We start from the raw sequence: 21,398 nt of genomic DNA, 5'->3' as shown, positions 1-21,398 counted from the left end.
TTTGATGAGGCAATCGTAGCGTCGAGCCTGAAATTTGATAATTGCGCGCAGGATAGCGGCAGTCGATAATGGCGTGATCGAATCAGGTTGATGCGAAAATGGACCGATTGACCAGCCTTGGCGTGTTCGTCGCTGCGGTCGAAGAGGGCAGTCTGGCTGCGGCCGCGCGGCGTTTCGGGTTGTCGCCGGCCATGGCGGGAAAACATGTGAGTGCGATCGAAGCCCAACTGAATGCGCGGCTTCTACAACGAACCACCCGGCGCTTGAGTCTGACCGATATCGGTCAGACATACTACGTTCGCAGCAAGCAAATTCTGGAAGCCTTTGAAGACGCCGGCCGGGAAGCGCACGATTCGCAACGCACGGCGCGCGGCGTGTTGCGAATCGCGGCGCCTGTCACGTTCGGTGCGATGCACTTGGGCGAGGTCACTGCCCGCTATCTCGAGGACCACCCGCAGGTCAACGTGGAAGTGCTGCTCGGCGACCGTTATGTCGACCTCCTGGAGGCCGGTATCGAGGTCGCTATCCGGATCGGGAAGCGTCAGGGCAACGGGCTCGTTACAAGTCGCATCGCGCCATGTCGAATGGTTATGTGCGCGTCCCCCGCGTACATCGAGCGGCATGGAACACCGCGTAGGCCAAGTGATTTACGTCATGCACAGCGGCTCGTCTTCAGCGAAGCCGTCTCGGCCGGAGATTGGACGCTATTCGATGCGAAAAACCGCGCGCATGTGATCGAAGGGCCCTGTCGAGTCGCCGCCAACAACACCCAAATGCTCATGTCTGCCGCGTTGGCGGGGGCTGGCGTCGCGTACGGCCCCACGTTCGTCTTCGGGGAGCATCTGCGGCGAGGCGAGCTCGTCGCCCTGCTGCCGAACTACCGAGCGACCGAGTTGGCGATACAGGCGGTCTACCCGAGTGCGCGGCGCATACCGCTCAAGGTTCGACGGTTCGTTGACTACCTGACCGCAGCGTTCGGCAACGAGCCTCCTTGGGATCGAAGTATGAAAGGGTAGTCTTGTTTCCGGCGATCGGTACAAGGGCGTGTAACCCCTATCGTATACAAGCCGTTTCGTGTGCGGCCCGACGTGGTTCGATACGAGGATGAAGCGGGGTTTGTCGTCCCCGATTGCTGACGCCTTGCGCTTGCAAGTACCACCGTCACGTTCCGAGCGTCGACATCAAATAATCGATCACCACCCTGACTCGCGCCGGTACGCGTCGACCGGCTGGATAGACGAGGTGGGTTGCCATGCGTTCCGGCTGAAATTCAGGCAGGAGGACTTCGACTTGTCCGGCATCGATTTCGGCTCCGAAGAGCCATCGTGGGGCCTGCGCAATGCCGAGCCCGTGCAGGACCGCTGCGCGCACCTGCTCTGCGTCGCCCGTCAAAAACGATCCCTGCGGAACCCGATGAACGGTTTCCCTTCCGACCTTGAAGCGCCAAGGGCGGCGCTCGTGGTTTCGAGCGAAGACGACGCCTGTATGTCCGTCCAGATCGGCCAGCCGGGTAGGCTTGCCTTTGGCCGCGAGATAGCCCGGACTGGCGACGAGCAGCGATTCCGTCTCCGATAGTTTTCTCGCTGTCAGCGAGGAATCCATCAGTGGCCCATGGCGGATCGCCAGGTCCAATCCTTCGCCGACCAGATCAACCTGTCGCTCGGATACGGATAATTCGAGCGCAACGTGCGGATATTGTCGAAAAAAACCGGGAAGCAATGGCGTCACGCATAGGCGGCCGTAGGCGGGCGCCGTCGTCAATTTAACCAGGCCTTGTGGAGATTGCTGTCGCGTCCCGACCGATGATTCCAGCGAATCGAAGCCCTCCATCAAGGGCTTGGCCGATTCATAGAACGCGTGGCCTGCCGCGGTGATCACTACCTGACGCGACGTTCGCAACACCAACTGAGCGCCGAGATACTCCTCCAGCGCGGCAATCTGCTTGCTTACGGTCGGTTGTCCAATGCCTTCCTCTCGCCCTACAGCGGAAAAACTGCCGCATTCGACCAGTCGAACGAACAGGCGAATTGCATTCAGGCGATCCATGGGTATTCGTATCGATCCATTCTGTACTGGAATCGATGGTATGCCGGGCGGCCGCGTTTCGGCAACAGGCGCACTTGTTTAAGTTACGGCCTGTGCAGTTACCGCCATCACTGTTTGCCGCTGGAGAAACGCGTCATGAAAGCTATCTGCGTTACCGCTGAACGCTCGTTGGAAGTACAGGATATTCGGCCACCGAGCCGGCCGGAAGCAGGCCATCTGCTGATCGACATGGAGGCATCTGCGATCAACCATGGCGACAAGTTGTTTTTGCGTGCGCGTGCCGAGGGTAGCAACGCGCTCGCGGCGAGCCAGTACGGCGTGTGGGGCGCTTCCGGCGCCGGGACGGTGGTGGCGACGGGTGTCGGCGTTCCCGCGCGTTATATGGGTAGACGCGTCGCCATCTATCGCTCGCTGAACCGTAGCGCGTACAACATCGGGCTGTGGTGCGAAAAAGCGCAGGTGCCGTACACGAGTTGCCTGATCTTGCCCGAACACGTCAGCGCACGCGACTACTGCGGGTCGCTCGTGAACGTGATGACGGCCTACGCGTTTCTCGAAACGATTGACGAGGCCGGGCACCGGGGCGTGATCGCCACGGCGGGGAACTCGGCAACCGGGCTGGCGCTCGCGGCACTTGCCCGTCGGAGGAACATGCCGACGATCTCCATGGTGAGGGGGCGGGCGGCGCAGGAGGCGCTGCAACGCCGCGGTATCGAGCATGTCGTGCGCACCGATGAAGACTTTGTCGACACGCTCGGAAAGCTGTCCTCCGAGCTTGGAACGACGGCTGTATTCGATGGCGTGGGCGGTGTGCTGACCGGCCAGATGGCAACCTGTTTGCCGATGCGCTCGTCGATATATTTCTACGGCACGATGGCCGGCCCCGTTCCGTTTCCCGTGTCGGCGCCGCTTTTCATGACGAAGGATCTGTCGATGCGGCGTTTCAGCAATTTCGAAAGCCGGACGGTGCGAGAGCACGACAGGTTGGTGGCTGCTCTGAGTGCGCTCGAGGGCATGATCGGCGACCCGGTGTTCAGGACGCGCGTCGGCCAGGAATTCAGCCTTGATCGGATTGACGACGCCATGGCGTACGAATCGATCGACGGTCGAAAGGCGGCACTGACAAGCCGATCATGAAGCCATCGATGGGGCGTGTCGGTCTCGGGTTCGCCCGTCGATGCGTGTGCCACGCGATAGTCGGGAAGCCGGTGTTTCATGGCAGCGGCAAGTCCGGTCGACCTTGCTTGATATCCTGGCCGGGATGCTGATTCGCATTAATTTCGATTGACCCGCCGACGCCCGCACCGGCGCCGCGCTGCGCAAGTTCCGGTGCGAGCCTCCGGCGGCTAGAAACGATGCAACATGCCCATGCGATAGACCATCTGGTTCGGCCCTGACGACGCGCCAGCCGACGCATCCACGATCTGTGCCTCGTCGAAGCTGGTCCCGGTACGCGCGCTGACGACATGCTGCCACGCACCTTGCAGATACAGCGACGTGCGTTTGCTCAGGTCATAGTCGAGCATCAGGCCGATCTGGTGCCACTTGGGCACATACTTCGTGTCGGACGTGTACAGATGCGCCATGGTGAACGTGTAGGCCGCTCCCAGCCACATGGCATGCGTGAAGTAGTACTGCGCGTTGAGTTCGAAGTTGTCGAATTTCCATGCATTCCACGTCGCGCCATTGCGCAGCGCGGTATTGTCGATCCACGCATTGCCGACGGGGTTGTAGACATCGACATGGGACCACGCGGCGCCGACGAGTACGTGGGTAAACTGGTAGGAAGCCGCTACGCCGATGTCCTGCTGCGACGACCCGTTGAAGAGATCGCCACCGGTGACCGCGCCACCCGCCGCGAGCCCCGGATTGTCGAGCTTCAGATAGGACGCGGCCGCAGTCAGGTTGCCGTTCTGGTAGTTCAGCGTGGCGCCCCACACGCGATTGTTCGAGAATCCGCCGGGCTGGTTGCTGAAGCCGTACATCGCTTCGGCCGTGAGTCCACGGTATGTCGGGGTCACATACTTGACGGCATTGTCGACGCGGAAATCCCAGTCCGTATTGTCGTTGTCGAACGGGTGGGTCGCGATGTCGCCCGCCCAGTTGCCGGCCGCCGTGATGCCGCCGAAGCCGAGCGCGTCGACGCTGGTGTCGTACTGGCGTCCGAGCGTGAGCGTGCCGTACCGTGAAGACGACAGGCCCACGAACGCCTGACGGCCGAACATGCTCGAATCCTGACCCAGCTTGCCGCTGTTCACGTTGAAGCCGTTTTCGAGTTGAAAGATGGCCTTGTCGCCGCCGCCGAGATCTTCACTGCCTTTCAAGCCCCAGCGGCTGCCGAAGGTGTCTCCGCTCGACAGCTGCCATGCGCGATGACCGCCTGCGTTGGTCGTGAAGTTGAGGCCTTCGTCTATCAGCCCGTATAGCGTGACGCTCTGCTGTGCGTGCGCCGCACCGGCGAGCAGGAGTGCCGGCGCGAATGCGAGCCAGCGCAATTTCATCGATTGACGTTTCATTTAGTTGCTCTGATGGTGTGGTTGGATAGTCGGCACCAGATAGCGCTGACGTCGATGTCGTCCCGAGATGCGATTTCGGCGGACGAGGCAGTGTAGGCAGAGGAAAAGCGGTCGCCGCAACGTGCACGGAAAGACTATCTTTCAGTATTCGAAAGTGTCATGTACCGCTAAATGTCATGCGAAAAGATGGAGTGTCTTGAAGCCTCGATGGCGCTCACACGCTTGGCGACGTGTTGTTTTAAATTTCCCTCCGGTTGACATCGAGATTTTATTCGCGTGAAACGTCGGCATGTCGGAAAAGTCGATCCACGTGGCGATCTGCCGATCACCGTCGACGATCGAGTCGGATCAATTCAAAAAAAAGCGCGCGGCCGCGAGGCTCGCGCGCAAACTCGGAGAACGGTTGCCGGAGAGGATTCAGTTACCGCTCGATGCGACGGTATTGGCGGCCCCGACGCAATCCTGCCGGTACTTCTGCATCAGGCGCGCCTGTGCCGAATCGATATCGTCGGGATAGCTGCTCTCGTCGCCGGACGACGGGTTGTAGCCGACCGACTCCAGCTCGTTCAGTTCATTGACGAGCTGCCGGTGCGAGACCGGGCCTTTCGCGTGCACGAACGGATAGTCGTGGCATTGCGCCGACGTGAGTTTCGTCTCGGCATGTGCGGAGACGCTCAATGCGAGCATCGCGGCGCAAGCGAGGTAACGGACGGGATGATTCATCTTCGGCTCCTGGATAGCGTTGGGTCGAGGCCGCACGGCAGGGAGCCTGCGTCGGCCGCAGGACGAAGATTACGGAGGCAGGGCTATCTAAACCGCAGCGCGATGATGAAACATGTTTTAGGCAAGCCCGGATCGCGCCATGCACGGGCTGCCGGATGCACGGGAAGTTAAAGAATCCTTCATGCGCGTGTTTCCGGATGGTTAGGAACAGCGGCGTATCGTCGAGCGACCCATCGATCGATGCCGCGCACAAGGAGGGAATGCAATGAAGTCAATCGTCATGATGGCTGGACTCGTCGCGCTGGCGTGTGCGTCGCTACCGGCGTTCGCGAAGGTGCAGGGCACCGGGCTCGCGGTCGCCGATGTGACGCTCGCGCACGCGAAAGCCGAACAGCGGGATCGTGCGAGCGATGCCGCACGTGATCTCGCATCGCATCGCGCGGACAAATCGGGCACACGATCGCACCCGGGCTGATGTCGCGTTGCGGCGCTTCGTACGGCGCGTGTCCACGACGGCCGGCGCGCGATGTTGCCGGACATGAAACTTTCTTCATGAAGCGGATGCGCATCCTTTACGCGTGCGCGTATAAGCTCGACTCGAGCGCGTTCGACCGTTGGGTATCGACACGCAACTCCCTTTCGACGAAGACGAGAATCGTACATGGCATCATCAGCTTTCCCGGTGAACGAGCCCGCGCTGCCCGACGAGCCGGCCGAGGGCCGAGCGGCCATCGCACACGTACTCGCGATCGAAGACGACGAAATCACCGCGAACGAAATAGTCGGGGAGCTGGAGAGGCGTGGATTTACGGTCGAATGGGTGGCGAACGGGCGCGACGGCATGGTCCGCGCGCTCGGCAACGAGTTCGACGTGATCACGCTCGATCGGATGCTCCCGGTCGTCGATGGCCTCACGATCCTGACCACGATGCGCAGCGTCGGCGTGCGCACCCCCGTGCTGATGCTGAGTGCGCTCGGCGATGTCGACGAGCGGGTTCGCGGGTTGCGCGCGGGCGGCGACGACTACCTGACCAAACCGTTCGATCCCGAGGAAATGGCCGCTCGCCTGGAGGTGCTGCTGCGGCGCAGCCACGCCGCGCCGGCCGCGCTCGACACGACGCTGGTCGTCGGTCCGCTCAAGCTCGACCTGATCTCGCGCAAGGTGTTTCGCGACGGCGAAGAAATCGTGTTGCTGCCGACCGAATATCGCGTGCTCGAATACATGATGCGCAATGCCGGGCAAACCATCACGCGGACGATGCTGTTCGAGGCCGTATGGGGCTATCACTTCGATCCCGGCACGAACCTGATCGAAGTGCACATGGGCCGGTTGCGCCGGAAGATCGATCCACCCGATGCGAAGCAGATGATCCAGACGGTACGCGGTGCAGGGTATCGCCTTGGCTGAGCCGGCTCCCGTGGCGTCCGTCGCGCATCACGTCCACCCGGCACCCGCGCGACGCTGGTATTCGAGTACGTTTCGGCTCGTGTCGGTCTATGCGGTCACGTTCTCCGTGTCGGTCATGCTGCTGCTCGGTTTCATCGCATCGGTGATCACGCACGACATGGAGCGGGAAACCGATACGGTGATCGATTGGCAGATGATCTACTTCGATTCGATACAGGACGGCCAGCTTCCCGCCGCGATCCAGCACCGGATCGAGCACGAGCGAATGCACACCAACTACTACGGACTCTTTACCGCGGACGGCAGGCATATTGCCGGCGATGTGCTGGCGTTGCCTGCGGGCATGCGGCCGACCCGCAACGGCGTGACGCTCGATCACACAATGCCGATCTCGGGAGACCAGGTGCCCCCGGTCGTGCGCGCGATGGCGGAGCGGCGTGCGAACGGCGACGTGCTGGTGCTCGGTCGCGACCTCACGCATATCCTGCGGATCCGCGCGGCGATCATCCAGGCGCTGGTCGGCGGCGGGCTGCTTTGCCTGGGCGCGGGCGTCGTGGGCGGCTTGATGCTCAGCGTGCGGCAAATGCGGCGTCTGAAAGAGGTCCGGCGCATCACGCAGGGTATTGCGCAGGGCGACCTCGGCCAGCGGCTGCCGGTCGGCGGACACGACGAGATCGATCTGCTGTCCCATCTCGTCAACCATATGCTCGAGGAGATCGAGCGCCTGATGAACGAGGTCAAGGGTGTCTGCGACGGCATCGCGCATGACTTGCGAACCCCGCTCGCGCACGTGCACACGCTGCTCGCGCAGGCGGCGCAGCGTGCGGCGCGGTTCGACGATGCCGTGCTGGCGAATCTCGTTTCGCGTGCGCGCAACGAGACCGACGTGTTGCTCGGCCGTTTCCGGGCGATGCTGCGTATCGCCGAAATCGGCTCGTTGCAGCGGCGAGGCGGATTCGCGGCGCTGTCGCTGGAGGATCTGGTGCTGGACGTCGGGCAGTTGTTCGAACCGCTCGCGGACAGTCGCGCGATCCGCTTCGTGCAGGCCGTCGAGCCGGTCGCGCGGATACACGGCGATCGCGCCCTCTTGTTCGAGGCACTCAGCAATCTGCTCGACAACGCGCTCAAGTACACGACGTCGGGCGATACGGTACGCCTCGAACTTCACGACACGCCGTGCGGTCCGCGCATCGACGTGATCGACAATGGCCCGGGCATCGCGGCCGACGAGCGCGAGGCGGTGCTGCGGTATCGGTACCGCAGCCGCCGTACCGGGCATCTCGCCGGGGCCGGGCTCGGCCTGAGCATCGTGTCGACGGTCGTCAACGTGCACGATTTCACGTTGCGCATAGGCAATGCCGAGCCCGGCACGCGCGTGACGATCGAATGCTGGCCGAGGTCGCTGGGATGACGGCCGTCCGGACGAGGCCGCACGTGCCTGCGTATTTCCGCCGCGAGGCCGGTTGACGATGCGTGTCCTGCTCGTGACTTCGCCGCATCCGGAAGCGTCGTGGCTGCACAAGGCGCTGCAGGAAAGCGGGCACAGCGTGCAGCGCGCCGACGATCCGCGCGACGGCCTGTTCCTCGCCTCGCAGGAGGCGTTCGACGCGATCGTCGCGACCGCGTTCGAGCCCGGCGGCGATGCCACGCTGATCGCGATGCTGCCGCGTTTCGTTGCCGACGGCGGCGGCGCCGCGCTCGTGGTGCTGATCGGCGAGGCGTCGGCGCGCGAACGCATTCATGTGCTGCGCGCGGGCGCCGATGCGTGTTTCTGCGCGCCGTATTCGTTCATCGAGCTGCACGAACGCATGCAGGCGCTGCAGCGGCTCGCGGGGCCGCGCGATGCGGACCGGCCGGTCGCGCGTGCGTCCGCGGTCGAGACACTGGCGCGCGAACTCAAGAACGGCAAGCTGCGCGTCGCCGTGACGCGCCGGGAATTCCTGCTGCTCGAATGCCTGATGCGCCATCCGAACGCGCCGGTGCCACGCGACCAGTTGATCCGGTATGTCTGGCAGGACAAGGAGGATGTCGATCCATCGAGCGTCAATCTCGTGGTGTCGCGGCTGCGCCGCAAGCTCGCGCGGCATCTGCCCGACGTCCGCATCGATACGGTAAGCCGCTACGGCTATCAGGTAACGCTGCCGGACGCCTGAGCGCGCGGTTCCGGCCGCGCGACGAACATGACGTGACGGGCGCCCTGCCACCGGCAGCGCGCCCGTCTCGTTCGTTTACGAGCCGAAGAACGGCACGCAGAAATCGGCTGGGCCGACGCAATCGCCGGGGCCGTCGGGCCGCGCGGACGCACAGCCGGACAACACGACGCAGGCAGCCATCGCCAGGAGCGCGAGACGGGCAGAACGAGCGAACAACGAACGAAGCTTCATGGATGGCGAGCAATCGGGTGGACGCGCGGCGTCGCCGCTGGTGACGCGGGCCGCGTGAGCGGGGCGCCGCGCCCGGCCGCACCGTCACGCGTCTCAATGCGCATAGAGCGTGGAGTTCAGGTACTTGAGCTGCCCGTCCTGTTCGGCCTGCACGAGCTCGGCATGGACTTCGGCGCGCGTCTTCTCGTGGATCGGCTGGCCGTAAGGCGGCACCCACTGGCCGGCAGCCTGAGCGCCGGGCGCGCCGTCCTTGGTGGCGGCCGGGGACATGTGGATCGGCTGGCTGCCGGTCAGTGCAAACGCGGGAGCGGACAGCGTGCCGATCGCGGCGAGCATGGCGGCGGCGACGATGTTGGCGGTTTTCATGTCGGGAGTCCTCATGATGATTGACTGGGTTCATCCCCCGGCGCGGCGTGCGGGTGCCGCGCGGGTTGAGGACAAGCATAGAGGAGGGACGTTAGCGGATCGGCATGCACAACGTGAAAAGAAATTCATGAACCGGCGCGCATTCGCGCAGACATGAAGCAGGTATGTCGTGAAGATGAAGCGGGTTTCATTTTGCGGGCGGTTTCGATAACGGCGCTGTCATGCCCGCTGCCTAAATTGGGCGCCATCGCATCGCGCACGCGCGGCCACGCCGCCCGGGCCGGCGATGCGATCGGACCGATCCACTCCAACGAAACCATCATGAAGACATATCTGGCAATTCCGGCGGCGGTCGCATGCCTGCTTGCGAGCGCGGCGCATGCGCAGAGCAGCGTGACGCTGTACGGCACGATCGACGCGGGCCTGGACTACATCAGCAACCAGAAATCGGCCGCGGGCGCGGGGCCCGCTTATGGCGTGCAGAGCGGCAACGTCAGCACGTCGCGCTGGGGGCTGCGCGGCAACGAGGATCTCGGCGGCGGCCTCGCGGCCGTGTTCACCGTCGAGAACGGCTTCAACGTCGCGAACGGCAAGTTCGGCAACGGCGGCGACGTGTTCGGCCGCCAGGCGTGGGTCGGCCTCGCGAGCCGCCAGTGGGGCACGGTGACGCTCGGCCGCCAGTACGATTTCCTGGTCGACTTCGTCGCGCCGCTGTCGGCGACCGGGTCGGGATTCGGCGGCAACCTCGCCGATCATCCGTACGACAACGACAACCTCGCCAACGACACACGCATGAACAACGCGGTGAAGTTCCGCAGTGCGAACTATGGCGGCTTCACGTTCGGCGGCGCTTACGGCTTCAGCAATCAGGGTGGCGGGTTCAGCAACGACAACGCGTACAGCGTCGGCGCGCAGTATGCGAACGGTCCGGTCGCCGTCGCCGTCGCGTACCTGCAGTCGGACCAGCCGGGCGGCGTGAACAAGCCGCAGAACACCGGCGGTTCGCTGAGCAGCGCGGATGGCGATGCGATGCTGGCCGGCGGCCGCTGGCGCACGTTCGGCGCTGGTGCGCACTATGCGTTCGACCATGCGACGGTCGGCCTGGTCTATACGAGAACGATCCTGAACGACCCGCGAGAACTGTCGCAAGGTGGTTCGTATGGCACGGTGAACGGCCAGTTTCTGACCTTCAGCAACTACGAACTGAATGCGCGCTATTGCCTCACGCCGGCTTTCTCGCTGGGCGGCGCCTATACGTTCACGCAAGGCCGCTTCGACGAGGCGGGCCGCGGCATCGCGCCGAAGTGGAACCAGCTCATGCTGCAGGCCGACTATGCGCTGTCGCGCCGCACCGACCTTTATCTGGAAGGCGTGTACCAGCGCGTGACGGGGGCGGACGGCGTCGCGGTGCTCGGCCACGCGGGGATCTTCAACCTGGCGGCATCGGGCAACGATCGTCAGGCGGTGGTCGCGGCCGGTATCCGTCACAAGTTCTGAGCGGTCGGGCCGACGTAAAAAACGGCACCCGTCATCGCGACGGGTGCCTTGAAATGCGACACGCCTCGTTCATGCCGCAAGGGATTCAGTTCATTGAAGGGGCGACGTCGCGGCCGGTACTTGCGCGCCGGATGCGGCTTCATCGGTCGACCAACCGCCGCCCAGCGCGGCGATCAACCCCACCGCCGCCAGTTGCCGGCGCGTGTCCAGCTCCAGCATCGCAACCTTCGTATCGAGTTCGGTGGTCTGCGCCGTCACCACGTCGAGATAGCTGACGACGCCGTCCCGGTAGCGCGACATCGACAGCTGCAACGTGCGTTCGGCCGCGTCGAGCGCTTCTTGCTCGCGCTCGGCTTCGTCGCCGAGGTGGTGCGTGAGGGCGAGGTTGTCTTCTACCTGCTGGCACGCGTCGAGCACCACCGCGCGGTATTTCGCGCCGTTCTCGGCCAGCTGCGCGCGCGCCTGGTCGGTGAGCGCCTGGCGCCGGCCGCCGTCGAACAGCGTCAGCGCGAGGCTCGGCCCGATCGACCAGATCTCGTTCGGCGCGCGGAGCCAGTGGCCGAGGCCCGAACTCTGGTAGCCACCGACCAGCCCGAGCGTGACGTCGGGGAAGAACGCCGCGCGCACCACGCCGATCTTCGCGTTGGCGGCGGCCATGCGCCGCTCGGCGGCCGCGACGTCGGGGCGCCGCTGCAGCAGCGTCGCGGGAATGCCGGTCGGGATCGTCGGCAGATAAGCCGCGTTCAGGGCCGGCGCCAGCGAGAACGACGATGCCGGTACGCCCGTGAGCGTCGCGATCGCGTGCTCGTAGAGCGCGCGCCGCGCCCGTACGTCCTCGGCCGACGCGCGGGCCGAATCGAGCTGCGTCCGCGCGCGCGACACGTCGAGATCGGATGCGATGCCGCCTGCGTGCCGACTCATCGTCAGGCGCAGCGCGCGCTGATACGTGTCGATCGTATCGGCCAGCAACTGTTGCTGCTGATCGAGCCCGCGCAGGCTGAAGTACGCGCTCGCGAGGCTGGCCTGCAAGCTCAGTCGGACCGACGCGAGATCGTCGGCGCTGGCCTGTGCGTCGGCGCGCCCGGCCGCGACTTCGTTCCGCACCTTGCCCCACAGGTCGAGGTCGTAGTCGAAGCCGGCGTCGAGCGTGTTGTCGCCATAGACGTTCGGCTGGTTCGAGCCGCGCAACGGCCGCATGGCCGACTGACGGTTGCTCGAGACCTGCGCGCCGAGGCCGATGGTGGGGAACAGACCCGAGCGCGCCTGATCGAACAGCGCGGTTGCCTCGTCGTGGCGGGCCACGGCCGCGGCCACGTCGGGGTTGGCCGCGGCCACCCGTGCTTCGAGCCGGTCGAGCACGGGATCGCGGAACGCCTTCCACCAGCCGTCGCGCGCGATGCGGTCGGCCGGCTTCGCGGGCTGCCAGCCGCCCGCTTCCTTGAAGCTGGCCGGCAGCGCGGGGTGCGGCGCATGATAGGCAGGTGCGAACGAGCACGCGCAGAGGAACGCGACGCCGGCGAGCGTCGCGCAAAGCCGAAGCCGGTTAGCCATGCGCACGCTCCGTATCGCGCGCGGCCGACGCGACGGTGCGAGCCGGCGCCGCGAGCCTGACCGGATCGCCGGCGGCGAGCGAGTCGGGCGGGTTGTCGATCACGCGATCGTCCGGCGCGAGGCCGGTCGCGATCTGCACGTGCGTGCCGAGGTCGGTCGCGATCGTCACGGGCTTGAATACCGCGCGATCGTCCTTGCCGACCACGGCGACCTGCAGGCCGGCCTGCCGGAAGATCAACGAACTGGCCGGAATCGTCAGCACGTGGCTGCTGCCGGCCGGCAGCGCGAAATGCACCTCGGTGTATTCGCCGGGAATCAGCTTGCCGTCGGGGTTGTCGACCATCAACTGCACGAGCAGCGTGCCGGTCGAATCGGCGATCGAGTCGTCGGTGTCGGCGAGCGTCGCCCGGAAGGTCTCGCCCGGATGCTCCGGCACGGTCAGTGTGGCCGTCATGCCGGGCCGGATCGCGGCGGCCTCGTTCTGCGGCACGCTCACGTAGACGCGCATCCGGTGCACGTCGGACACGGCAAACAGCTCCGGGCCGGCGCCGCCGCCGGCCGAGATCAACTGGCCGATGTCGGTCTTGCGTGCGGTGACGACGCCGTCGAACGGCGCGACGATGCGCTTGAACGCCTCCAGCGCCTCGAGGCGCCGCACGTTGGCCTCGTTGGCGGCGACGATCGCCTGCTTGGCCGCGAGGTCGCTGGTCTTCTCGTCGGTTTCCTGCTGCGACACCGAATCCTGCGCGAGCATCCTCTTCCAGCGCGCGGCCGTGGACGCGGCAAGCTTCTCGTTGGCGAGCGAACTCTGCAGATCGGCGCGCGCCTGCAGCAGTTGCTGATCGAGCTCGGGCGTATCGATCAGTCCGAGCAGTTGCCCCGACTTCACGTGCGCGCCGATATCGGTGTACCACGCATGCAGGTAGCCCGACACCTGCGCATGGATCGGCGCGCTCTCGAATGCGGACAAATGGCCGGGCAGCACGAGCGTGGCGCCGTCGCCGCCGGTCGACGGCGTGTACGCGACCACGGTCGGCACCGCTTGCTCGGCGGACCAGGTCGTCATTTCCTGTTTCGCGTGCGCGCGGCCGACGATGCCGGTCGCCACGATGCCGACCGCGATCAGCGCGGTGAGCGTGGCGACGAGCTTGAGGTTGGGCAGCCGTTTCGGCGACTTGATATCGATCTCAGTGGACATGGGAAGCTCCGGACGCGGAAGGGGAGGAAGCGCGGGAACCGTCGTGCTTGAGCGCATCGCGCCGATGCACGAGGCTGAACACGACGGGAACGAAGAACAGCGTCGCGATCGTCGCGCATGCGAGGCCGCCGATCACCGCGCGGCCGAGCGGCGCGTTCTGCTCGCCGCCGTCGCCGAGGCCGAGCGCCATCGGCGCCATGCCGATGATCATCGCGAGCGCGGTCATCAGCACCGGGCGGAAGCGCGTGAACCCGGCCTCGAGCGCGGAGGCCAGCGCGTTGCCGGTTTCGGCCAGGCGCTCGCGCGCGAAACTGACGACGAGGATCGAGTTGGCGGTGGCGACACCCATGCACAGGATCGCGCCGGTCAGCGCCGGCACCGACAGCGGCGTATGCGTGGTGAACAGCATCCAGACGATGCCGGCCAGCGCCGCCGGCAGCGCCGAGACGATCACGAATGCGTCGGCCCACGAGTGGAAGTTCACGACGATCAGCAGGTAGATCAGCACGATCGCGCCCACGAGGCCGAGCAGCAGGCCGGCGAACGCGCCGTTCATGGTCTGCACCTGGCCGCGCAGCGTGACGGTCGAGCCCTTGGGCACGTCCTTCGCGGTGGCCTTGACGATATCGTCGATGTCGGCCGCGACCGCGCCGAGGTCGCGTCCCTGGGTGGTCGCGTAGATGTCGAACAGCGGCTCGATGTTGTAGTGCGACACCACCGCGTTGCCGACGCCGCGCGTGATCGTGGCCAGACCGCCCAGCAGCTGGGACTGGCCGTTCGCGCTGGTGACCGGCAGGTTCTGCAGCGCCGACAGCGTGGTCATCCTGTACTGCGGCGTTTGCGCGACGATCGGATAGGACACGCCGTTGCGCGGATTGAGCCAGTAGGTCGGGTCGACCTGGCTGGTGCCGGCCAGCGTCGCGACCACCGAGTTCGTCACGTCCTGCTCGGTGATGCCGAGCTGGTCGGCGCGCGTGCGGTCGACCGTCACCGTGAATTGCGGATAGGTGCTGGCCTGCTGGATGCGCGGGTCGGCGACGCCCGCGATCAGGCGCAGCTTGCGGTACAGCTCGCGCGCATAGGCGAGGTTGGCCTGCTGGTTGGGGCCCGCCACCTGCAGGTCGACCGGGGCCGGTGCGCCGAAGTTGAGGATCTGGCTGACGATGTCGGCGGGCAGGAACGAGAACGTGGTGCCCGGATAGGCGCGCGGCAGGCGTTCGCGCAGCGTGCGCACGTAGTCGGCGGTCGGCGCGTGATCGCGCGACAGCGAGATCAGGATGTCGCCGTCCTGCGGCCCGAGCGTGCCGCTGTTGTTGTAGGTCAGGTTGATCCCGCTGTTCGGCAGGCCGATGTTGTCGATCACTTCGCGCAACTGCGCGGGTGGAATCACGCCGCGGATCGTGTTTTCGATGCGGTCGAGTTCGGCGGCGGTTTCCTCGACACGCGTGCCGACCGGCGCGCGCACGTGCAGCGCGATCTCGCCGGAGTCGATGGTCGGGAAGAAGTTGCGACCGAGCGACGGCGCGAGCAGGAAGGACGCGGCCACGATGCAGAGGAAGGCGACGACGAACGGCTTGCGGCGCGTGAGCGCGAGGCCCAGCAGGATCCGGTACGACGCGCGCACGGCTTCGAAGCGGCGCTCGAATGCGCGCTGGAAGCGCACCAGCGGATTGCGCGACGGCGGGACCTCGTGCGCGCCGGCATGGCCCGCGTGCGGATCCATCACCGCGGCCAGTTCGCCCGACGCGTGGCCGGCCGATGCGTGCGGCTTGAGCAGGTATTGCGCGAGCATCGGCACGAAGGTGCGCGACAGCACGAACGACGACACCATCGAGAAGATCACCGCCTTGGCCATCGGCACGAACAGAAAGCGCGAGATGCCGTCGAGCATCAGCATCGGCACGAACACGATGCAGATGCACAGCAGCGAGACGAGCGCCGGCATCACGATCTGTTTCGCGCCGTCGACGATCGCGGTGCGCGTGTCCTTGCCCTGTTCGAGGTGCCAGTTCACGTTCTCGATCGTCACCGTCGCATCGTCGACGAGGATCCCGACCGCGAGCGCGAGGCCGCCGAGCGTCATCACGTTCAGCGTTTCGCCGGTGGCCGCGAGCAGCGCGATCGCCGACAGCACGGCCAGCGGGATCGACGCGGCGATGATCAGAGTCGAACGCCACGAGCCGAGAAACAGCAGGATCATCAGCGAGGTCAGCGCGGCGGCGATGATGCCTTCGCGCGCCACGCCGCTCACGGCGCCGTTCACGAAGGTCGACTGGTCGCCCATCGTGACGAGCTTCAGTCCCGGCGGCAGCGTCTGTTCGACCAGCGGCAGCTTCGCCTTCACGCCGGCGATGATGTCGAGCGTCGATGCGGAGCCGTTCTTCAGGATACTCATCAGCACCGCGCGGCGGCCGTCCACGCGCACGATGTTGCCTTGGGGCGGGTAGCCGTCGCGCACGTGGGCGACGTCGCGGATATAAATCGTCGTGCCGCCGACCGACTTGATCGGCAGGTCGTTCAACGCGTCGAGCGAGAGCGGGCTGTTGTTGAGCTTGATGTTGTATTCGAAGCGGCCGATCTTCTGCGTGCCGGCCGGGATGATCTGATTCTGCTGCGCGAGCGCGTGCGCGACGTCCTGCGCCGACAGCCCTTTCGACTGCAGCGCCTGCGGGTCGAGGTCGATCTGTACTTCGCGTGTCTTGCCGCCGTACGGCGTCGGAATCGCGACGCCGGGCACCGACAGCAACTGCGGCCGAATGAAGTTGACCGCGTAATCTCCCAGCTTCTGTTCGTCGAGCGTGTTGCTGGTCAGCGCGATCTGCAGCACGGGCACGGTCGATGCGTTGTAGTTGAGGATCTGCGGCGGCGTGGTGCCGGGCGGCATCTGCTTGAGCACGGTCTGCGAGATCGACGTGACCTGCGCGGTCGCCGTGCGGATATCGACGGTCGGCTGGAAGAAGATCTTCACGATGCCGTAGCCGCGGAACGATTGCGACTCGATATGCTGGACGTCGTTCACCGTCGTGCCGAGCGTGCGCTCGTAGTACGTGATCACGCGTCCGGACATGTCATCCGGCTGCAGGCCGGCGTAGTTCCACACGACGCTGATCACCGGAATGCGGATGTCCGGAAAGATGTCGATGGGCGTTCGGATCGCCGCGAGCGGGCCCGCGATCAGGATCAGCAGCGCCAGTACGACGAACGTATAGGGCCGCGTGAGCGCGAGCCGGACAATTTTCAGCATGAGGTGCTGCTCCGTTCAAAAGCGTCGTGAAGAAGAGCCGGACGTGCGCGTCTTCGGGAAAATACCGATGCGTATCCGATGACCGCATTCTGCGGAGCAGCCCCTAACAGCGGGTCGCTAAAAAGATGAAACAAGTTTTAAGTGGCGGACGGACTCAACCGAGCAGGTAGCCCGAGCCGCGGATCGTGCGGATCAGCGGCGCCGCGCCTGGCCGATTCACCTTCTTGCGCAGGCGGCCGACGTGCACGTCGATCAGGTTCGTGCCGGGATCGAAACGGCACCCCCACACGGCTTCGAAGATCATCGTGCGCGTGAGCACGCGGCCGGCGTTGCGCATCATGAATTCGAGCACGCGGGATTCGGTCGGCAACAGCGCGAGCTCGTGCACGCCGAGCGTCGCGCGTCGCCGCACCAGGTCGAGTTCCAGCTCGCCGGCGCGCAGCACCGTGTCGACGTGCGTGCCGCGCGGCCGCCGGCGAATCAGCACGTCGATGCGCGCGCACATTTCTTCGAGCGAGAACGGCTTGACGAGGTAGTCGTCGCCGCCGGCGCGCAGCCCTGGATACGCTGATCGACGTCGGACATCGCACTCATCACGAGCACCGGCGTATCGAGGCCGACGCCGCGCATCGTCGCGAGGATCGTCAGCCCGTCGAGGTCGGGCAACATGCGATCGAGCGTCACGACGTCGTAGTGCGCGCTCATCGCGCGGGCCATGCCGTCGCGGCCGGTGCGCGCGACGTCGATCTGGTGGCCTTCGGCACGCAGCGTGTGCGCGATGTGATCCGCGATCAGCGGATCGTCTTCGATCGTCAGGATATGTGCCATGGCGTGCGCGACCCGGCGAAGTCACGCAGCGGCAAGCTGCATGGCGATGCGCCCGGGCGTGCGATAGTGGTCGACCACGTAGTCGATGAAGCTGCGCACTTTCGTGGACAGATAATTGCGGCTCGGGTAGAGCATCGAGAGGCGGCGCGGGCCGCCGTTCGCTTCGTAGCGTTCGAGAATCGGCACCAACGTGCCGCGTGCGAGATCGTCGGCCACGAGCGGATGCGGCAATTGCGCGATACCCATGTGATTGAGTGCCGCGATCCGCACCATCGTGTTGCTGGTCGATGCCAGCGCATTGCCGGTATAGATGCGGCAGGCGCCGTCGGTAGCCGAGAACTCCCAGTTGCGCGCGGCGCCGTTCGACACGGTCAGCAGGCTGTGCGTATTCAGTTCGACCGGCTCGACAGGCGTGCCGTGCCGCGCGAGGTAGTCGGGGGACGCGACGACCACGTCGCGCACGCTCGTCAACGTCCGCGACACGAAGGTCGAGTTGACGAGGCGGTGATCGTCACAGAAGCACACGTCGTAGCCGCCTTCCACCATGTCGACCTGGATATCGAACGTCGTCACGTCGAATCGCACGCGCGGATGCGCGATGCGATACGTGGACAGCAGCGTGCACAGCCCGGCCGCAACCGAGGTGGCCGACGCGGCGATGCGCAGCGTACCGTGCGGATCGCGATTGACCTGCGCGAGGTTCGATTCGATCTCGTCGAGCTTCTCGATGATCGCGCGGCAGCCGTCGAGATATTCGCGGCCCGGCTCGGTGAGCGACAGGCTGCGCGTGGTACGGTTCAACAGGCGCATGTTCAGATGGGCCTCGAGCATGCCGACGCTGCGCGTGACCGCGGCGGCCGACATGCCGAGCTGACGTGCGGCGAGACTGAAGCTCGACAACTCGACCACACGCGTGAAGACACGCATCGCTTGCAGTTGGTTCATGATCGGCGAGGAGTGATTTGCCGGAAATGCGGGGCGGCGCGTCCGTCTTCGGCGGGCTGCGTCGACGCATCGCGCTGCGCCTGCGGGGGCGGGCAGCGAATCCATTATGGAAGGCACGCGGGGGCGGGACGCTAAAAAAACGGTGCTGGCCGGATGAAATTTCGTTTAGAAAGCGATGGAGTCGGATGGACGACAGCGCGACGCGCTTTCTGAAGATTTCTAAAAAAAGATTCATGCATGGATCACAAATCTTCAGGCGGCCAGCCTGTACCGAGGTCGATAATGAGATCTCGTAACCGCGGCAAGGACGACGAAGATGGCACAACCGTTGAGCATCAAGATGATCGAGGAGCACGGCAAGCTCGTCGTGCTGATGTCGATCGAGCGTGGCGCGGCAGTGCTCGATCCGGAAGACGTGGACGCAGTCATCCAGTACTTGAGCTTGCTGCGCGCGTCGATGCAGCCTGCCGTACCGGAACGTCCGCCGCACGAGCAGCCATTCGTGACCGAAATGGACCCCTGCTGGTATGCCGAACGCCATCCGCTGCAGGGCGGCGCGGTGCTGTTGCTGCGTCACAGCGGGCTCGGTTGGGCAAGCTTCGCGCTACCGCCGCACAGCGTTGAGCGGTTGCACGGTTCGTTGACGCAACTGCTCGAGGACGAGCGGCAGGCGATCGGCCTGCCTCACTGAAACCAATCTGCGTCGCGACGGGCTGGCCTTCAGCGACGTCGCGACGGCGCGGTGCGGTCGCCGCCCGTACGTGAACGCTGCCTTCCGGCGCGGGCTGCGGCGCGTGTTACCCGCGACCGACGAACGGCATCGCGGTCGCCATGATCGTCATGTTCAGGATGTTCGTATCGAGCGGCAGATTCGCCATCTGGACGATCGCGTTCGCGACATGCGCGACGTCCATTCGCGCTTCCGGCGCCAGGCTGCCGTCCGCTTGCGGGACGCCTTGCGTCATCCGTTCCGTGAGCGACGTGGCCGCGTTGCCGATGTCGATCTGGCCGCACGCGATGTTGTACCGGCGACCGTCCAGCGCGAGCGACCTGGTGATCCCGGTCACCGCGTGCTTGGTCGCCGTGTACGCGATCGTGTCGGGGCGCGGCGCGTGCGCCGAGATCGAGCCGTTGTTGATGATTCGGCCACCCTGCGGCGTTTGCGCCTTCATCAGCCGCCACGCGGCCCGCGCGCACAGAAAGACGCCGGTCAGGTTCGTCGCGACGACGCTGTTCCATACGTCGAGTTCGTAGTCGCCGAGGGAAACGACCGGGGCGTTGCGGCCGGCGTTGTTGAACAGGACGTCGAGCCGGCCGAATTGCTGTGCGATCTGCGCGAACGCGTGGTCGACCGATGCTTCGTCGGTCACGTCGGCGGGAAATACCTGCGCGTCGCCGCCGGCGGTGCGGATGGCGTCCCGCGTTTCGCGTAACGACGCCTCCGTGCGCCCGAGCAGCGCGACGGTGAAACCGGCCTGGGCGAGCGCGACGGCCGCTGCGCGACCGATGCCGGAGCCGGCGCCCGTGACGGCGGCGAATTTCTTCGAGTCAGACATGGCTTGATTTCCTGCGGGTCGAGTAGGGGAGGCAGGCGACGACCGATGGCATCGCCACTTTGGCAATGTAGTCGAAATGCGGCGGGTACGGATTCAAGCGACATCGTGAAGCGCACGCTGGATACCGTGGCTTTCGCTCAACGCGGAGCCGAGCGAGCGGCAAGGCGGAGCAACGCCCCGCCGGCCGTCACTTCACACACTCCAGCGCATACTTCAACCCCGGCCCGAGCAACCCGCGCCACACGTCCCACATATGCCCGCCGTCGACGATGCGCAGCTCGGCCGGGTTCTGCGCCCGGCGCAGCTGTGTGTACAGCACGCTCGACTCCGCCTGGATCGTCAGGTCGTCGTCGCCGGCCGCGATGAACATCGGCACGCGCCAGTTGCGCGCGAAATAGCCGCGCAGCAGCGCCGGGTAGTTGAGCTCGTGCCACACGCGCGGATCGAACTGCCGGTCGCCGAATACGCCGACGTAGCGCGCGGCGGAATTGAGCGGCGGCTCGTTCGCATAGATCGCGGGGCTCAGCAGCATCGCGCCGCAGAACAGCCCCGGCTCGAGCAGCGAGAAGCGCAGCGCGCCGAAGCCGCCCATCGACACGCCGCCGATCGCGCGCCCCGCGCGCTGGTTCGACACCGCGAAGTGCGCTTCGACTTCCGGCAGCAGGTCGTTGAGGAACGCGCTCTGCATCTTCTCCTTGCGGTCGACGTACCAGTCGGTGCCGCCCTGCGGCATCACGATCACGACGGGCGGGATGTCGTGGCGCTCGATCAGCGTGTCGGCGGTGGCCTGCAGCCGGCCCTGCGTGACCCAGTCGTTCGCGTTGCCCGCGTTGCCGTGCAGCAGGTACATCACCGGGTAGCGCGCGCCTTCCGGGTTGTAGCCGGGCGGCAGGTAGACCGTGTACGACCAGTCGCGTTTCAGCGACGGGGAGCGGAACGTGCGCAGCACGACGCTGCTGCCCGGATTGACGGATGGCTCCTGCGCGGCCGACGGCGTCGTCGCGGTCTGCACGGCCGGCGGCGCGGGCGATACCGAGGGCCCGGGCGCCGGCGGCGTGGCATGGGCGGTGGCGATGGCGCCGGCGATCAGGGCGAGGGCGAACGGAAGGGCGAGTCGGCGCATGGCGAATCGTTTC

Annotated in this window: 18 protein-coding genes and 1 pseudogene; 8 read left to right on the top strand and 11 right to left on the bottom strand. The window is 65.6% G+C overall.

The features are described from left to right. The first annotated feature begins 98 nt into the window (after positions 1 to 98). Positions 99 to 1,016: a LysR family transcriptional regulator gene (locus CFB35_RS23625; protein WP_059584944.1), complete on the top strand. Its 918-nt coding sequence runs from the start codon at positions 99 to 101 to the stop codon at positions 1,014 to 1,016. A gap of 145 nt (positions 1,017 to 1,161) precedes the next feature. Here CFB35_RS23625 and CFB35_RS23620 read toward each other — a convergent pair whose 3' ends face one another. Then, a complete protein-coding gene (locus CFB35_RS23620) occupies positions 1,162 to 2,046 on the bottom strand; it encodes a LysR family transcriptional regulator (RefSeq protein ID WP_059584945.1) in 885 nt (294 codons plus the stop codon). Positions 2,047 to 2,181: 135 nt separating this feature from the next. On the opposite strand from CFB35_RS23620, the gene CFB35_RS23615 reads away from it, so the two are divergent. Beyond that, positions 2,182 to 3,183 carry a zinc-binding dehydrogenase gene (locus CFB35_RS23615; protein ID WP_060009322.1) on the top strand — a complete coding sequence of 334 codons (1,002 nt, stop codon included), beginning with the start codon at positions 2,182 to 2,184 and terminating at the stop codon, positions 3,181 to 3,183. 209 nt (positions 3,184 to 3,392) lie between these two features. Here CFB35_RS23615 and CFB35_RS23610 read toward each other — a convergent pair whose 3' ends face one another. Beyond that, positions 3,393 to 4,562: a porin gene (locus CFB35_RS23610; protein WP_089465615.1), complete on the bottom strand. Its 1,170-nt coding sequence runs from the start codon at positions 4,560 to 4,562 to the stop codon at positions 3,393 to 3,395. Positions 4,563 to 4,979: 417 nt separating this feature from the next. Further along, entirely contained in the window at positions 4,980 to 5,285 is a 306-nt protein-coding gene (locus CFB35_RS23605) for a DUF4148 domain-containing protein (RefSeq protein WP_059584948.1), read from the bottom strand. A gap of 265 nt (positions 5,286 to 5,550) precedes the next feature. Here CFB35_RS23605 and CFB35_RS23600 point away from each other — a divergent pair, with 265 nt between their 5' ends. From CFB35_RS23600 to CFB35_RS23585, 4 genes are all read left to right on the top strand, one after another. After that, positions 5,551 to 5,760 (top strand): hypothetical protein, encoded by a 210-nt coding sequence (locus tag CFB35_RS23600; protein ID WP_059584949.1) that lies wholly within the window; start codon positions 5,551 to 5,553, stop codon positions 5,758 to 5,760. Between the two features lie 255 nt (positions 5,761 to 6,015). Then, a complete protein-coding gene (locus tag CFB35_RS23595; protein ID WP_059585125.1) occupies positions 6,016 to 6,693 on the top strand; it encodes a response regulator transcription factor in 678 nt (225 codons plus the stop codon). Positions 6,694 to 6,772: 79 nt separating this feature from the next. Beyond that, positions 6,773 to 8,104, top strand: a complete 1,332-nt coding sequence (locus CFB35_RS23590; RefSeq protein ID WP_226093950.1) for a HAMP domain-containing sensor histidine kinase — start codon at positions 6,773 to 6,775, stop codon at positions 8,102 to 8,104. 58 nt (positions 8,105 to 8,162) lie between these two features. Then, entirely contained in the window at positions 8,163 to 8,846 is a 684-nt protein-coding gene (locus CFB35_RS23585) for a response regulator transcription factor (protein ID WP_089465613.1), read from the top strand. Between the two features lie 324 nt (positions 8,847 to 9,170). Here the strand turns inward: CFB35_RS23585 and CFB35_RS23580 are convergent, their stop codons facing one another. After that, the gene (locus CFB35_RS23580; RefSeq protein WP_059584951.1) at positions 9,171 to 9,443 is read right to left on the bottom strand and encodes a DUF4148 domain-containing protein; all 273 of its coding nucleotides are present in this window, start codon (positions 9,441 to 9,443) and stop codon (positions 9,171 to 9,173) included. 321 nt (positions 9,444 to 9,764) lie between these two features. Here CFB35_RS23580 and CFB35_RS23575 point away from each other — a divergent pair, with 321 nt between their 5' ends. Continuing rightward, entirely contained in the window at positions 9,765 to 10,940 is a 1,176-nt protein-coding gene (locus CFB35_RS23575; RefSeq protein WP_089465791.1) for a porin, read from the top strand. A 90-nt stretch (positions 10,941 to 11,030) separates the two neighbouring features. Here CFB35_RS23575 and CFB35_RS23570 read toward each other — a convergent pair whose 3' ends face one another. The 5 genes and pseudogenes from CFB35_RS23570 to CFB35_RS23550 form a co-directional block, all read right to left on the bottom strand. Continuing rightward, on the bottom strand, positions 11,031 to 12,491 hold the full coding sequence (locus tag CFB35_RS23570) for an efflux transporter outer membrane subunit (protein WP_089465612.1): 1,461 nt from the start codon (positions 12,489 to 12,491) through the stop codon (positions 11,031 to 11,033). Next, positions 12,484 to 13,689, bottom strand: a complete 1,206-nt coding sequence (locus tag CFB35_RS23565; protein ID WP_059584953.1) for an efflux RND transporter periplasmic adaptor subunit — start codon at positions 13,687 to 13,689, stop codon at positions 12,484 to 12,486. The genes CFB35_RS23570 and CFB35_RS23565 overlap by 8 nt, the downstream gene beginning before the upstream one ends. Continuing rightward, positions 13,679 to 16,933, bottom strand: a complete 3,255-nt coding sequence (locus tag CFB35_RS23560) for an efflux RND transporter permease subunit (protein ID WP_059584954.1) — start codon at positions 16,931 to 16,933, stop codon at positions 13,679 to 13,681. The genes CFB35_RS23565 and CFB35_RS23560 overlap by 11 nt, the downstream gene beginning before the upstream one ends. 154 nt (positions 16,934 to 17,087) lie before the next feature. Beyond that, positions 17,088 to 17,761 (bottom strand): annotated as a pseudogene (locus CFB35_RS23555) (response regulator transcription factor). Positions 17,762 to 17,782: 21 nt separating this feature from the next. Continuing rightward, complete coding sequence (locus CFB35_RS23550; RefSeq protein WP_089465611.1) at positions 17,783 to 18,706, bottom strand: LysR family transcriptional regulator; 924 nt, start codon at positions 18,704 to 18,706, stop codon at positions 17,783 to 17,785. A 316-nt stretch (positions 18,707 to 19,022) separates the two neighbouring features. On the opposite strand from CFB35_RS23550, the gene CFB35_RS23545 reads away from it, so the two are divergent. Further along, positions 19,023 to 19,397 carry a hypothetical protein gene (locus tag CFB35_RS23545; RefSeq protein ID WP_059639618.1) on the top strand — a complete coding sequence of 125 codons (375 nt, stop codon included), beginning with the start codon at positions 19,023 to 19,025 and terminating at the stop codon, positions 19,395 to 19,397. Between the two features lie 106 nt (positions 19,398 to 19,503). Here the strand turns inward: CFB35_RS23545 and CFB35_RS23540 are convergent, their stop codons facing one another. Then, positions 19,504 to 20,262 carry an SDR family oxidoreductase gene (locus CFB35_RS23540; RefSeq protein ID WP_089465610.1) on the bottom strand — a complete coding sequence of 253 codons (759 nt, stop codon included), beginning with the start codon at positions 20,260 to 20,262 and terminating at the stop codon, positions 19,504 to 19,506. A 187-nt stretch (positions 20,263 to 20,449) separates the two neighbouring features. Next, a complete protein-coding gene (locus CFB35_RS23535) occupies positions 20,450 to 21,385 on the bottom strand; it encodes an esterase family protein (RefSeq protein WP_089465609.1) in 936 nt (311 codons plus the stop codon). Positions 21,386 to 21,398 lie beyond the last annotated feature (13 nt).

The sequence above is a fragment of the Burkholderia sp. AU16482 genome, from assembly GCF_002223285.1.
In the GTDB taxonomy this organism is placed as follows: Bacteria; Pseudomonadota; Gammaproteobacteria; order Burkholderiales; family Burkholderiaceae; genus Burkholderia; species Burkholderia semiarida.
The sequence above is the reverse complement of the archived record's forward strand: the minus strand, read 5'-3'. Positions and strand labels throughout refer to the sequence as shown.

Bases quoted from the DNA above. Each gene is read 5' to 3' on its own strand.
- CFB35_RS23560 (WP_059584954.1), bottom strand. From the start codon at position 16,933: ATGCTGAAAATTGTCCGGCTCGCGCTCACGCGGCCCTATACGTTCGTC.
- CFB35_RS23620 (WP_059584945.1), bottom strand. From the start codon at position 2,046: ATGGATCGCCTGAATGCAATTCGCCTGTTCGTTCGACTGGTCGAATGC.
- CFB35_RS23575 (WP_089465791.1), top strand. From the start codon at position 9,765: ATGAAGACATATCTGGCAATTCCGGCGGCGGTCGCATGCCTGCTTGCG.
- CFB35_RS23570 (WP_089465612.1), bottom strand. From the start codon at position 12,491: ATGGCTAACCGGCTTCGGCTTTGCGCGACGCTCGCCGGCGTCGCGTTC.
- CFB35_RS23550 (WP_089465611.1), bottom strand. From the start codon at position 18,706: ATGAACCAACTGCAAGCGATGCGTGTCTTCACGCGTGTGGTCGAGTTG.
- CFB35_RS23615 (WP_060009322.1), top strand. From the start codon at position 2,182: ATGAAAGCTATCTGCGTTACCGCTGAACGCTCGTTGGAAGTACAGGAT.
- CFB35_RS23610 (WP_089465615.1), bottom strand. From the start codon at position 4,562: ATGAAACGTCAATCGATGAAATTGCGCTGGCTCGCATTCGCGCCGGCA.
- CFB35_RS23585 (WP_089465613.1), top strand. From the start codon at position 8,163: ATGCGTGTCCTGCTCGTGACTTCGCCGCATCCGGAAGCGTCGTGGCTG.
- CFB35_RS23580 (WP_059584951.1), bottom strand. From the start codon at position 9,443: ATGAAAACCGCCAACATCGTCGCCGCCGCCATGCTCGCCGCGATCGGC.
- CFB35_RS23545 (WP_059639618.1), top strand. From the start codon at position 19,023: ATGGCACAACCGTTGAGCATCAAGATGATCGAGGAGCACGGCAAGCTC.
- CFB35_RS23535 (WP_089465609.1), bottom strand. From the start codon at position 21,385: ATGCGCCGACTCGCCCTTCCGTTCGCCCTCGCCCTGATCGCCGGCGCC.
- CFB35_RS23605 (WP_059584948.1), bottom strand. From the start codon at position 5,285: ATGAATCATCCCGTCCGTTACCTCGCTTGCGCCGCGATGCTCGCATTG.
- CFB35_RS23565 (WP_059584953.1), bottom strand. From the start codon at position 13,689: ATGTCCACTGAGATCGATATCAAGTCGCCGAAACGGCTGCCCAACCTC.
- CFB35_RS23625 (WP_059584944.1), top strand. From the start codon at position 99: ATGGACCGATTGACCAGCCTTGGCGTGTTCGTCGCTGCGGTCGAAGAG.
- CFB35_RS23600 (WP_059584949.1), top strand. From the start codon at position 5,551: ATGAAGTCAATCGTCATGATGGCTGGACTCGTCGCGCTGGCGTGTGCG.
- CFB35_RS23540 (WP_089465610.1), bottom strand. From the start codon at position 20,262: ATGTCTGACTCGAAGAAATTCGCCGCCGTCACGGGCGCCGGCTCCGGC.